The organism is Streptomyces sp. NPDC047515 (assembly GCF_040643055.1).
Classification (GTDB): domain Bacteria; phylum Actinomycetota; class Actinomycetes; order Streptomycetales; family Streptomycetaceae; genus Streptomyces.
This window is the reverse complement of the sequence record NZ_JBEYTM010000051.1, coordinates 45,098-57,903: the sequence shown is the minus strand read 5'-3', so window position 1 is coordinate 57,903 and position 12,806 is coordinate 45,098. Positions and strand designations below refer to the sequence as shown.

Genomic DNA, 12,806 nt, shown 5'->3' with positions numbered 1-12,806 from the left:
ACACCACGTGATCATTCCGGGGCCGTCTCCATGCCCGGAGGGCAGATCACGACCGTCACGCATCACGCATGATCAGCCACCCGACAGGCTCTAAGACGCTGCAGACCATCGAGCGGGTACGGCGAGAGGGGCCAACCAAGATGCGCGAGGTGGTGTCACAGCTCCAGGCGTTCTCGCTGCCTCCGCCAACCGAACCCCCTGATTCTGATGCTCTCAGCAGCGCTGCGGCCCGCGCGGCCAGTTCCCGTGTAAAGGTCCGGCGAGCGGCTGCCGGGTGGCCGTCGGTGAGCGGGTGGCGCCGGCTGATGGAGGCCAGCCTCGACGCCACCGCCAAGCTCAACAGCCTCGGCCGAACCCCGGCCGATGGCCGAGCACAACTGGTCGACCTCGGCGCGCCCGTCTTCATTGACACATCAACCCAGGAAGGGAGGCCACAGGACTGCGGCCGCGAGCTCGAGGTTGAGCACCTTCACCCACCTGCCGCGTGTTCTGAAGAGGCACCCGACCGGTGTTGACCTGAGCGTGTGAGCGCGGTTCAAAACCGGGTTTTGAAGCTGGCCGTGGTCGCCGTATTAGGGAGGGCGTCTGTCGAGGGTTTCAAAACCCGGTTTTGGAACCGGCAAGTCGAGGCGTCGCCAAGTGGGGCACACGTGGCATCCTGTTTCGGTCCGCTAGTACCGACCCAACCGGGCCGGGAAGCATACGGAGCATCAGGAGTACCACCCATGGCACGGATCACCGCGCTCATCAACCGCAAAGGTGGAGTCGGCAAGTCGACTATCACCGTGAACACGGCGGCCATCACCGCCCACGTGCTGGGCCAAGCCCCCGAAGGCGACCCCCACTACGTCGCAGCCGTCTCCGCCGACCCCCAAGGCTCCACCACTTGGTGGTCAGAACGAGTCGGTGAGGATCTGCCCTTCTCCTTCCAGCAGATCAACTCCAGAGACGATCTTGAACTGTTCTCTCACCTGAAGAAGTCCCGCAAGGTCAGGCACGCCTTCATCGACACCCCCGGCTGGATGGACCTTCCCGAGGACGAGAAGGAAGAGGCTGGCGACCCCTTCGGTAAGAGCACCGCTGCCGACGCCATGCGCGCCGTCCTCTCCAACGCCGACGACATCATCATCCCCGTCGAGCCCGAGCCTCTCGGCTTCATGCCCACCCGCGACACCATCGAAGAGGTCGTCAAGCCGCTCGGCATCCCCTACCTGGTCGTCATCAACAACTGGGACCCTCGCGACGGAGAGGCCGACCTTGACCAGACCAAGGACTTCGTCCGGGCCCAGGGGTGGAAGCTGGCGAACACGGTCATCCGGCACTACAAGGTGCATACCCGAGCAGCCCTCGAAGGCACCGTCGTCACTCAGTACAAGAAGAACCGCGTAGCAATGGAAGCTCGCGAGGACTTCTACCAGCTCGCACTAGAGCTTGGCGCAGGTAAGAAGGACCGTCGCTGATGGCCGCCAAGAAGCCCTGGGCGGAACTCCTCGACGGTCCCGGCAAGACTGCGAAGAAGGGCACGGATCCCGCAGAGCAGCCCGCCAACTCCGAAGTGCCGCCGACCACCGTGTACATGCACACGATCACCGGCAACCCGGACAACCCGCGCACCGAGGCCGACTACACCGACGACGATGCCGACTTCCGCGAGCTCAAGGAGTCGATGAAGTCCGTCGGCCAGCTCCAGCCGGCCGTCGCCATGTCGCGCGAAGCGTTCTTGCGCGTCAAGCCCGAGCACGGTGCTCGCCTGGTCGACGCCCAGTGGGTCGTCATCCTCGGCAACCGGCGCTTCCATGCGGCCAAGCAGCTTGGCTGGACGAAGTTCGAGATCCGGGTGCGAGACCGTCTCGGCAAGGAGGACGACGACAAGGTCGACGAAGCCGTCGTCATCGAGAACATCCAGCGCAAGAACATCCCGCCCTACAAGGAGGCGGAGTTCCTGCAGCGGATGGTCGAGCGGCATGGATCCCAGGAGAAGGTCGCGGAGCGCATCGGGAAGTCGCAGATGTACGTCTCCAACCGCCTGGCCCTGCTCAACCTGGCACCCGAACTCCGGGACGCTGTCGACACCAAGCAGATCAAGGTGAAGACGGCGGAGAAGCTTGCCAAGATTCAGGACCCCGAGCGGCAGAAGGCGATCGCGGCCGAAGAGATCCGCAAAGCCCAGGAGCCGAAGGCCCCGCGCACGCGCAGGGCCGCCCCGCCAGCTCCGCCCGTTCAAAACCCGGTTTTGAACCCGGCCGCCGCCCCCGGCACGACCAGCGGGGGAGCCGTAGCCACCGAGGCATCCAACGCGGACAGCCCCGCCATCGTAGTTCCGGAGCCGCGACCTACGGCGATCCCCGAAGCCGACACGACTGCTGCCACACCGTGGCATGACGGTGCCGCCCTCATGAATGCGGCTTTCGAGAAGCTGGACCCCGTCCAGCGAAGCGCGTTCATCCTGCGCTACTTCCGCCGCAGCCGCGGAGTCGAGGCCGTCATCGCAGACATGCGCGGCGACCTCGCCACGCAGGACCGCGCCTCGCTCGCGGCCATCCTCCAGCAGGTCGCCGCAGGCCTCCTCCGAGACGCATAGCCGGAAAGCAACAAGCCCCTGCCCTTCAGCACGATGGGCAGGGGCTTCGTCGCATTCAGAACCGTCGCCCGCAGAGGTCCCGCAGCCAGCCGGGGATCGTCCGCCTGCTGACACCCGACAGCGCCTGAAGCCGGGTCGGTCCCAGCCCGTCCGCGTGAGCCTGCCGCATAAGGGCGCGCACCCTGTCGTCCACGAACGCGAGGTCGCACTGCTTCACATACCGCTGGACGCCAGCCAAGGCCAGCCTTCCCCTAGCACTCAGCGACGGAGCAGGATTCGCCTCCTCCCACTCGTAGAACTGATTCGACAGCTCACGCCATCGGTATGGCTCGGGGGGAGAGACTTTCACCTTCCGAGCACGCTCGGTCGCTTCGAGGAGTTCCTCGGCTGGCACAGCCTCAGCACGAAGAGTCTGCGGGTCAGTGACGTCCTTCCAGGCAACCGGGAGCGCCGCAGGCATCGGGCCGCCCTCGCCATCGATGCCTCTGAAGCAGTGGGCGCACATCCTGCGTAACGGCTCCGTGCCGAGAGCAGGCGGTACACAGAGCTCCTCCGGGTACCGGCACAACACCGGAATCGAGTACGCCAACGAGTAGGCAGCGTGCACGGCGCGGAACCACAGGTATCACCGTTCACGTACGGCGTCACCCGCAGGAGAGGATATGACCGCCTGGGGAAGTAAGTACACGGAGCGGTACACACCGGAGTTCAAACGGGACGCGATCGCGCTCGTGGACTCCACGGGCCGCAGGGTCACCGAGATCGTCCGGGAACTCGGGGTCAGCCCGGAGTCCCTACGCAACTGGTATTGCCAGGCGAAGGCCGATCGCGGCGAGGGCCGGCCCGGCGAGCTGACCACGGCGGAACGGGAGGAGCTCAAGCGGCTGCGCAGGCAGAACGCAGAGCAGGCCAACACAATCGAGGTGCTGCGAAAAGCCGCGGTCTTCTTTGCGAAGGAGAGCGACCGATGAGCGAGGTGTACGCGTTCACCGAGGCGGAGAAGACCACCCACGGCGTCGCTTTCCTGTGCCGGCTACGGAAAGTGGCCCGCGCCTCCTGTCACGCCTGGCTCGCCGCGGGGAAGAACCGTGCCCTGCGCCAGGCGGCCGACCAGGCCCTGGCCCACGAGATCACCCTCATCCATCTCGCTGCCCGGAAGACCTACGGCGTTCCGCGCATCCACGCCGAACCACGACGGCTGAGACGGTATGTGAACCGCAAGCGCATCGCCCGCCTGATGCCCGACAGGGGCATCCAAAGCTCCCATCGCCGCAAGCGGTGCTCGCTGAAGCGGCCGGACAAGAAGGCACCACCGGCCCCGGACCTGATCGGCCGCGACTTTCACGCGAGTGTGCCGGGAACCAGACCGGCAGGGGACATCACCTTCCTGCCCACCGCCGAGAGCTGGCTCTACCTCGCCTGCCGGCTCGACCTGGCTACCCGCGAGGTTGTCGGGAACGCCATGGCCGACCACCACCGCGCCTCCCTGGTCCTCGACGCGCTGAAGATGGCCCACGGCCGGGGTGGCCTGCGACCCGGTTGCATCGCACACTCGGATCGCGGCAGCGAATACACGTCGGCCGACTTCAGCCGCGAGATACGCGAGTTGGGAATGAGGCAGAGCTGCGGCCGCATCCGATCACGCCTCGACAACGCCGCCGCGGAGAGTTTCTGGGCTCTACTCAAAGACGGGATCGGCACCCGCATCTGGCCCGACCGGGCCACCGCCTGCGCCGAGGTCTTCGCGTTCATCGAGACCCTCTACAACCGTCGTCGTCTACGCAAACACAAGGTCCACGGCTACCACCCCAGCCGAAACCCGACAACTACATGAACACGCCTTGGCGGCATAGAGATCGAGTGTCCGAGATCACGGGGAAACTTCAGGTGATGCTCTCCACGGCATGGCGGACCTCGGCGATCCCCTCCAGGGCGTCAGGCAGGCCGGCGATTACGCTGTGGCGGGCGGCGAACTCGCGGGCCCTGTGTCCAGCATCGCGGTTAGCTTGTTCTCCGCGTACTGCGTGCCCTTGCGCTCGCGCAGCTTACGCGCCCACCAGCCGCCGCAGGTCGGAATGTAGATCAGCGCCTGGTGGAAGTCGGCCGGCGTCCACTCCACGTCCAGGCTGCAAGCACGCGAGCGTGAGCGCCATGGTGATCCGGTAGCCGGAGTCGGGATCGTCCCGTCCCACGTACTGGCCCTCGACGTCGTCCTCCAGAAGCAGGCGCCGCGACCGGGTGCTGAGCGGGCGCCGCTCCCACACCGGCACCACCGGCGCGCGCCGGGCCCGCGGAAGTTTCCTGGTGCTCATGACATTTCCCCAGGTCGCAGGAGGGACACCACATCCCGGCGTACTGGATCGATCGGGTGAGGACCGGACGGTGAGAGCCGTCCGGTGTGCGGCAGCCAAGGGACGAGGTGAAGTTCACGCCGCGCTCACCGCCTCCAGCACCGGCGTCCCGGTCGGCACGGTTCGGTCCTCGGGGAGTTCCTGGCCGGCGAGCTCGGCGCAGCGGCTTGCCCAGTCGGTGGCCGCAGGCGGCCGGGCCAGCTGGTCGCCCCGAGCGATCCGCAGCTGCCGGGCCCGGTCGGCGAACAGGAACTCCACCGCCCGCAGCAGGGCCTCGTCCGCGGCACGCTCGGCGGCCGCCTCGGCCATCGCCCGGTTCGGATACCGGTGCTGGGCACAGAGCTTGGCGTCGTACGCCTTGTCCGCCTCCGCCTCCGCCTCCGCCGAGCGCATCAGCCTGCCGTACAGGCTCTCGCGGCGCCGGTCGCGGAGCGTCTCGGCCGTCTCTCGCGCGGCGAGCAGCCGCCTGCCCTCCTCGAGGTCCTCGGCGCGCAACCGGTCCAGGTGCTGCTCCAGCAGCGCTCGGGTATCCGCCGTGCACCGATGGGTGGCCTCAGCGACCGCGGCCGCGTCGGCGAGGTCGGCACGGGCCATGACGGCGAAGTCGACTGCCTCGGCCAACGCCCGCTCCACCGCCCGGCGTTCGGTGCACAGCAGGCACCGGCCGATCGCGTCCGGGATGCCGCAGTCAGCGCACGGCTGCGCGAGGCGCTCCTGCTCGGCCGCGGCGTACTCCGCGCAGCGCTGCTCGACGACCTTGGCACGGACCTGCTGCTCGGCGAGCGCCCGCTTCCGGCGCACCGCCTGGGCCGCGGCCTCGTACGTCACCGCGGCGTTCAGCCGCTTCTCCATCTCGGCCTGCAACACCTTCGGTGCCGCCCCGGCCAGTTCGCGGGCAGTCTCGGTGGCGATCCTCGCACGCAGCCCACGCCGGTCACCGATCAGGACCCGGCAGCTGGGGCAGTTGGCGCCGGTGTCCATCCGCCGACCCTCGTCGCACAGTTGCGACCAGCACCACGCCCGCTGGACCAGGCCGCGGCCCAGGATCCAGCCCACCGGATCGGTGATCAGGCGGCCCATCTGCTGATCGAGCCGCCGCTCGAGCCGCTCGGCAAGTGCCTGCGAGGCCTCCTGCGGGCCGACGATCCCCCGCAGCACGCAGAGCTGGACCCGCACCGCCGCGGCGACATGGCGCCGGGCAGCAGACCTGCCAATGCGCTCCCACACCGACCGCACCGGCGCGAGCACCGACTCCAGACCCGCCGGCAACGGTGTCGGCCGCACGAACACCACCGCTCCCGTCCACTCCGCCGAACCCTTCAACGAGCGCGGCTCGGCCGACTGGCCCGACTCAACAGCGGCTTCCTGCTGCTGTTCCCCGCGAAGCGGGCCGCTCAGCCCCCGCTCAGCCACAGCCGTGTTTGCATCGGTGTGGTCCGACTCGTCCTCGCGGGCGCTCGCGCGCTCCGGCAGACCACCGCACCCCGGATCGGCTTCGCCGGAAAACCCACCAGAGAGCGAGAGAGAACCAGAGAGAGAAACCACCGACGCGTGGTCGGCGTGGAGGCATGCACCAGCGGGGCGCTCCACCACATCGGACTCCGGCTCCTTCGCATGGGCCTCTCCCCCGTCGGCTACCGGCCCTTCCGCCTCCCGCTCCGAGTCAAGATCCCCGGGTGCAGCAACGGGGCGCTGGAAAACCACGGCCTCGACATCGTCGAACGACTTCTGCTCCCAACCCTCCCCCGACAGCACCAGCCCCTCGCCGGGCACCCCGTCCTCACCGTGAACCGAACCCTGCGCACACGACGGACACGCCTCGGGGCCCTCCGGCTCCTCGACGACGGCGAGTGGCGCCCTGCCGCGCCCATACGCGGACGCGATGGCCGGAACCATTAGCCGGCCCTTGCCGAATTGCCCGGCCTCCGTTGTCCCGCGGACCACCTCCACCAGCTGCCAGCGCTCCAGGCGATTGACAACCTTGCTGCCGCCGGAGACGGAACACCCCAGCGCCTTCGCCGCCGTGGCGTCCGCGCGCCCCCGGCCGTCTTTCACCGAGCCGCCGACCAGGCGAACGCGCCCGTCCGGCCGGGTCTGCAGCGCCAGGAGCAGCAGAGCGAGCCGGTCCGTTGCCGCACCCCTCCCCCGCCGAGCCGCGAGCAGTCCCGGCGGCGTCACCGGACCGTCGACCGGCGCCCAGCCCGGCGCGAACAACGCTTCGCAGAACCGAAGAAGCGTCGCCAAGTCCTTGCGGGCCAGGGCGAGCGGGTGTATCGGGTCACCGCTCTCGCGCGCGGCGAGCAAGGGAAGAAGCTTCCACTCCAGCCCCGTCACCCGGCCGGACTCATCGGTCAGCGCGTCGGTCTCCACCACGCCGGCCTCGCGCATCGCGGGCAGCACCTTGTGGTCGACGTACGACTCGGAGAACCCGAGCCACCGCCCCATCTCCCGCGCCCGAAGACGCAACACCGCGCTGCGCGCCGGCGCCTTCGCCAACAACACTACCGCCGCCAGACGCACCGAATCCGGCAGGCCTTCAAGGGACTTGTCGGCCAGGAGGCACCGCACCGCGGCATACAGCCGGGCCTGCATCGCCCGGTTCAACACCAGCGGGTCACCAGGACCCGATTCGGGAACCGGACCCGCCAACTCAACAACGTCGCCCGCGCGCGCGTCACGACGCCAGGACGAACCAGAACGCTTGGAACGAGCCACTCGATCAGCCGTTTTCGGCATGACTGAGCCAGCCCTCGTACGGACAGTGATGATCTGCTCCATAATCGAGGAGGGAAGGGAATACCGTCACCGCGGTCCAATTGGCTAGGGCAAGCACGAGAGACGGACCCGGGCGACGCTGGTATTCAGCTGGCGATCTGGCTGACCAACACCCCCTCCACGCAGTGCGAACGGCTCGGGACCGCAGATCCCGAGCCTGTTCGCGCTCCGGGCCACCCTGCAGGACTCGACCTGTGGACAAAGTCCGGCCGGTGCCTCTTGTGACGGCTGGTTGGTGGTGGGCAGAAGCAGGTGGAGCGCGTTGCTGCCTTTGCCGTCTCAAGCGTGGCTTCTCGCAGCGCGGAGGAAGCCAGTGCACGCATAGCTCCTCCTCAGCCAGGTTCAGGCGGATGTTCCGCCGCACTTGTGACGATCAATCAGGGCGAGATTTTTGAGCTGAATAACGAGACCGCCCCGAGGGAGTTCTGTGGCGTATTTCGGAATTCTGGAATCTCGAGATCTGAATAGGTGATCGCCACCTTACACGCTCCCTGACCTGCGGCGCTGGTGTTTGAAGGGCAGATGTGGTGCCGATTGAGCGCACCTGAGAAGGGTCCGAATCTGTCTTTGAATTGCTCATTTAGATGGCGAAACTGCCGTGCAAAATCGAGATTCGATGTGCACACTCGCCGCCCAAACTAAGCAGGCAATCTAGAGTCAGTTTTGAGTTTCCTGATGAACTTCTGTTGCTTAATTCGACGCGCATTTTTGGCAGCGAAGATGTCGCTCGATCCTCTGCGCACCGCGAGTACCCAGAGGGCGGTCACGGACATGAGGGCCAGCGCGCGGTCTGATCAGCACCCAGTGGCGCGGCCTCACCATGCTCATCTCCGGAGCCCACCCATGGCCTTGACGACGGCACGGAACCTCACCAGGCGGTGCCGAAAGGGCAAGGCGCTCGCCGGTATGCCGGTTCCCAAACCCCGCTGCCCGCAAGCCACATCAAGGGTGCGCACCCTCCAATGCGTGCAGTTGCTGAGGTTTTCAGGTTGGGGTCGGTGTTGTGAGTATCAGTCCGGTCCCGGTCAGGCATTCGTCGATGAGGTGGTGCTGGAGTTGGATGTGCGCGCGGATCAGCAGGTCGCGGCAGTCGGTGCAGGCAAAACTTTTGCGGGCGCCTTTGAATGGCAGGTGGAATCGGGGCCGGTAGATCAGGCCGCTCTTCTCGCCCGGCTTGTAGCAGCACAAGGCAGCAACGGAGATCCGGCGGCGGGATCTGCCGCGGACCCTGACGACAAGAGTGTGGCCACGGCGGCCCCAGATGCGTGCACGGGACGGCGTTATCGCAAACCCGGCATCGTCCTCGAAGACGATCCAGGCGTCGAGCGCCGCCGCGGTGTTTTTACCCGCAGCCACACCTCCTTCGGCCACAACTCCACCGCATGTTCGTCCCGTTCCATAGCCCTGCGAGCCGACGCCTATCGTGACCAGCCATGTTTCTCCAGCAGCCGCCACAAGCCGCCACCAACACACTCACCCGGAAACGGCGGGCGATCACCGCCTGAACCCGGCCCGAAGCCCACCGCTGACCTTCGAAGCCATGGGCGGCCGGGACCTTGCCCAGTTCCTCCTCCAGCACCGCAAATTTGGCATCCGAGATCCTCAGCACCTTCGTCGGCCCAGCGGAACGCAGGGCCTCCGGCCCCCCTCCCGCCAAGCTCGACGCCAGCGTTCCACCGAACGGTCGCTCACCCGCAACTCCTTCGCGATCACAGCGGTCTTCTCACCCGCCGCGAACCGCCCGCCGGCTCCCAGCTGCACCTGTTCACGAAACGCCGCCGCTCAGCAGTCAGGCCCTCACCCTCCGTATACCGCATCGCACCGGCATAGCGCAGGGATCACCAACAGTCACCACTCGACGACAAAGCGAGAACCTCAGTCGTCCCGCCGCCAGTTGCCCGTCCGGAGCAACTGTCTCGGCAGAAACGTGATCATCTTGCGCACACGCCACACCCTTCCTCACTGACATATCGGTGACTGATAAGTTGCCCACTATGACCATCTCCAACAGCGATTCAGGCACTGAAAAGCTCATCGCGAACGTCATGCCAGAGATGCGGCGCGACCTCAAGATTCGGGCTGCCGAGCACGGCCTGAACGTGTCCGACGCGATCGTCCGAGCGCTACACCTTTGGTACGAGACGCCTAGCGCCGAGAAGGTTGAGGTGAAGGGCGCCAAGTCCTGGGCCTCGTACGTCCCCGCCGGCGGTGTCGAGCGATTCGAGCACGAGTGTGAGGCCCGAAAGGTGACCAAGGTTCAGGGCATCGCCCAGGCCATCACCCTCTGGCTTCTCCGCCACCGCTCCCCCGTCGAGCGGGTGGTTCGCCAGCCCGTCAAGCGAATCCTCGTGGGCAACCAGAAAGGAGGCGTGGGCAAGACGTTCATTGCAGCTGCGCTTGCCCAAGCCCTCGCCGAACTCGGCCTCAAGGTGCTGCTCGTCGACTACGACCCGCAGGGACATCTGTCTGCGCGCCTGCAGGTTGCCGAGCTGCCTACGGGCGGCGACAGCCTTCTTCAGCACATGATTGGGAAGGCGACCCAGCACTTGCGTCGTTCGATCATCGCGCTCGAGGAAGTCCCGATGGAGGGGCGCGAGATCACCCCGGGTCCGATGTTCGACGGGCGCCTGCACATACTGCCGGCATTTGAGGACGCCTTCCTCATGGACGCCGCACTCGCGACGATGCCGGCCGGGCGCGACACCTGCCTCCGACGTGCCCTTGAGCCGGTCGAGGCCGACTACGACGTGGTGGTGCTCGACGGCCCTCCGAACCTGGGGCTGGGCATGGAGCTCGCCATCGACTACGTCCACCGTCGTTCCGGAGAGCTCACGGATCACTCAGGGATCCTGATCCCGGTCTGGTCCGACAGGTCGTCCTTCCGTGCGTACAACCTGCTCAAGGGACAGATCGAGACGACGTGCAAGAACATGATGATCGAAGTCGACCAACTCGGCTTCATCATCAACGCGTACGACGCACGTAAGGGCACTGTGACCCGCGGGTTCTACGACGAGTGGAACACCCTCGACTCCCCCATCGTGCTGGCGGAACTCAGGGACAGCATCGAGGGGCGTGAGTCGTCGGACTATGAGATCCCGCTGTTCCAGTTCGCGCCTGACTGCCCGCAAGCTGAGACCATGAGAAAACTCGCCAAGGAGCTGGCGGCATGAGCAAGTACCGTCCCAAATCCCTGCCGAAGGGCAGTACGGCAGGCCAGCCCGAGGGCGGCGCCGTTCCGCCAGTGCGTACACGCGAAGAGATTCGTGCGGAGTGGGAGGCCACCCAGAAGGCTGCTCAGGAGGGAGCAGCAATCGAGGAAGGTGGCGCAAGTACAGAGGCATCGGCGGGGGTTCGAGCGCCGAGTGTAGCTACGGAGGCTGTGGAGACCGCGGCACCAACAGGTGCCACGTCGGCCTCCGCCCTTGGCACGGAGGCCGACGAGGGGCCGACGGAACTGCTGTTGACTGGTGACGACGGCGACGGCCTGGTACACCTGCCGGCCAATCGTGACCGGAATGGCTATGTTGAGATCCATCCCTTCACGCGCCCGGAGAGCGAGGACCCGAAAGAGCGCCTGGCCCACTACGCGAGAGGCATTGCCCAAGCGGAGATGGCGGCCCGCGCGAACGAGCAGCGCGTCAAACAGCAGAAGATCATCGTTCAAGGGCAGAACTTCCTCGCCATCAAGGAGGAGTCGCTCTGGAAGACCGTTGGCCTCCCAGACTTCGATGCGCTGATGAAGGCACGCTTCGGGTTCGGAAAGAACTACGCGAACAAGATCATTCGCGCCGTGCCAGTGGTAATGGCCCTCGAGTCCGTGACTTCGATGGAGCTCGTCGAGAAACACCTCCGCCCGCTGTGCCCGGTCTATGAGTCCTTCGGCGCCGATGCGGTGAGACAGGTGTGGTCGGAGGCATCTCGCAAGAAGATCACGCAGAAGAACCTCCAGGAGGCGGCGGCTTTCCTCGGCTTTGCTGAGCCCGTTGAGCAGAAGGCTAAAGTCGTGGCGCAGCCTTCTGCTGCTGCGGCCAACGAAGCCGAGAGCGACCGGGTGATTCAGGCAAAGCAAGCGATTGTCTCGCTGCGGGCGACTGACGAGGCGAAGGCGAGGGAAGCAGCCATAGAGTTCATGAAGGTAGCGCGCGAGCTGTGCGCCGAGTTCGGGATCGACATGGCCGAGACTGTCACAGGCTGAGAATCAAGGCGAAGAGGATAGAGGCCCGACGCTTGAGTGGAGCGTCGGGCCTCTGTCATACCGGCCCTGGCGGGGCACATCTTATGCGTTGGGTGCCGGGTACCCCGGGTACCCGGCACCGGGCCGCGGCCGACGGCGGCGGGTACCCCGGGTACCCGGCAGCAGCGTGGCGCGGGGGAGTGGAGAGGCGGTGGGTACCCCGGGTACCCAGCACCAGATCTCGACGGCAGCGGGTACCCCGGGTACCCAGCACCAGATCTCGACGGCGGCGGGTACCCCGGGTACCCGGCAGCAGCGTGACGCGGGGGAGTGGAGAGGCAGCGGGTACCCCGGGTACCCAGCAGCGGGCCGCGGGTACCCCGGGTACCCGGCCACATCGCGAAGAGCCTCCCGGCCTACGGAAAGGCCGGTGGCCAGGCCCCTAATCAGCGATCTGCCGATGCCTCCGGAGGCGGTGCCCCCCAAGACATGCGATCGACAAGGGAGAAAGCCATGTCAACTCCAGAGGCCTGGCGCCCCATTGCGGGGCCACCAAAGCGGCAAATGGGGGTAGGCCCGGGGTGCGCGGCGCAGATTAAGTCCGATAATCAGCTCAAAGATAGCCTGGAGCAGGGAGCTGTGGCCTTCGGGTGGTTCGTCAGCGGGGCTCCGCCGGACGGCGAGCCATGCCCATCGTGCAGCTTGCCGCGGTGGGGGATCGCCCTGTTGGGACTGGTGCTCCTGGCCTGGGCTGGGCCGCGTGGATGTGGTGGTAGGTCAAGGACCAGATGTGTGAGCTGATCCAGGACCGGATGGGCGGGTTGTGGTTGGGGGAGTGGAACCTCAAGAACCACCTTTCAACGTGGTGGTGTTCACCCCTCAGAGGCCGAAGCCGAAGCACCCTGCGCCTCCGCGTAGAAGA

Annotated in this window: 11 protein-coding genes; 6 read left to right on the top strand and 5 right to left on the bottom strand. The window is 66.6% G+C overall.

The features are described from left to right. Positions 1 to 725: 725 nt before the first annotated feature. Complete coding sequence (locus ABZ826_RS30860; RefSeq protein WP_361455524.1) at positions 726 to 1,460, top strand: ParA family protein; 735 nt, start codon at positions 726 to 728, stop codon at positions 1,458 to 1,460. Next, positions 1,460 to 2,581 carry a ParB/RepB/Spo0J family partition protein gene (locus ABZ826_RS30855; RefSeq protein ID WP_361455521.1) on the top strand — a complete coding sequence of 374 codons (1,122 nt, stop codon included), beginning with the start codon at positions 1,460 to 1,462 and terminating at the stop codon, positions 2,579 to 2,581. Before ABZ826_RS30860 ends, ABZ826_RS30855 begins: the two co-directional genes overlap by 1 nt. 55 nt (positions 2,582 to 2,636) lie before the next feature. Here ABZ826_RS30855 and ABZ826_RS30850 read toward each other — a convergent pair whose 3' ends face one another. Then, positions 2,637 to 3,188 (bottom strand): hypothetical protein, encoded by a 552-nt coding sequence (locus ABZ826_RS30850; protein ID WP_361455518.1) that lies wholly within the window; start codon positions 3,186 to 3,188, stop codon positions 2,637 to 2,639. 55 nt (positions 3,189 to 3,243) lie between these two features. On the opposite strand from ABZ826_RS30850, the gene ABZ826_RS30845 reads away from it, so the two are divergent. Together ABZ826_RS30845 and ABZ826_RS30840 are read left to right on the top strand one after the other, a co-directional pair. After that, positions 3,244 to 3,552 (top strand): transposase, encoded by a 309-nt coding sequence (locus ABZ826_RS30845; RefSeq protein ID WP_361455515.1) that lies wholly within the window; start codon positions 3,244 to 3,246, stop codon positions 3,550 to 3,552. Further along, a complete protein-coding gene (locus ABZ826_RS30840; RefSeq protein WP_361455512.1) occupies positions 3,549 to 4,415 on the top strand; it encodes an IS3 family transposase in 867 nt (288 codons plus the stop codon). Before ABZ826_RS30845 ends, ABZ826_RS30840 begins: the two co-directional genes overlap by 4 nt. Positions 4,416 to 4,532: 117 nt before the next feature. Here the strand turns inward: ABZ826_RS30840 and ABZ826_RS30835 are convergent, their stop codons facing one another. The 4 genes from ABZ826_RS30835 to ABZ826_RS30820 all read right to left on the bottom strand — a co-directional run bounded on the left by ABZ826_RS30835 (position 4,533) and on the right by ABZ826_RS30820 (position 9,420). After that, positions 4,533 to 4,700, bottom strand: a complete 168-nt coding sequence (locus ABZ826_RS30835; RefSeq protein ID WP_361455509.1) for a hypothetical protein — start codon at positions 4,698 to 4,700, stop codon at positions 4,533 to 4,535. Positions 4,701 to 5,007: 307 nt separating this feature from the next. After that, positions 5,008 to 7,539 (bottom strand): hypothetical protein, encoded by a 2,532-nt coding sequence (locus ABZ826_RS30830; RefSeq protein ID WP_361455506.1) that lies wholly within the window; start codon positions 7,537 to 7,539, stop codon positions 5,008 to 5,010. Between the two features lie 1,152 nt (positions 7,540 to 8,691). Continuing rightward, entirely contained in the window at positions 8,692 to 9,063 is a 372-nt protein-coding gene (locus ABZ826_RS30825) for a transposase (RefSeq protein WP_361455503.1), read from the bottom strand. 246 nt (positions 9,064 to 9,309) lie between these two features. Continuing rightward, positions 9,310 to 9,420, bottom strand: a complete 111-nt coding sequence (locus tag ABZ826_RS30820; protein ID WP_361455527.1) for a helix-turn-helix domain-containing protein — start codon at positions 9,418 to 9,420, stop codon at positions 9,310 to 9,312. Between the two features lie 281 nt (positions 9,421 to 9,701). Here ABZ826_RS30820 and ABZ826_RS30815 point away from each other — a divergent pair, with 281 nt between their 5' ends. After that, positions 9,702 to 10,880, top strand: coding sequence for a ParA family protein (locus tag ABZ826_RS30815; RefSeq protein WP_361455500.1), 1,179 nt, complete (start codon positions 9,702 to 9,704; stop codon positions 10,878 to 10,880). Then, entirely contained in the window at positions 10,877 to 11,905 is a 1,029-nt protein-coding gene (locus ABZ826_RS30810; RefSeq protein WP_361455497.1) for a hypothetical protein, read from the top strand. The genes ABZ826_RS30815 and ABZ826_RS30810 overlap by 4 nt, the downstream gene beginning before the upstream one ends. Positions 11,906 to 12,806 lie beyond the last annotated feature (901 nt).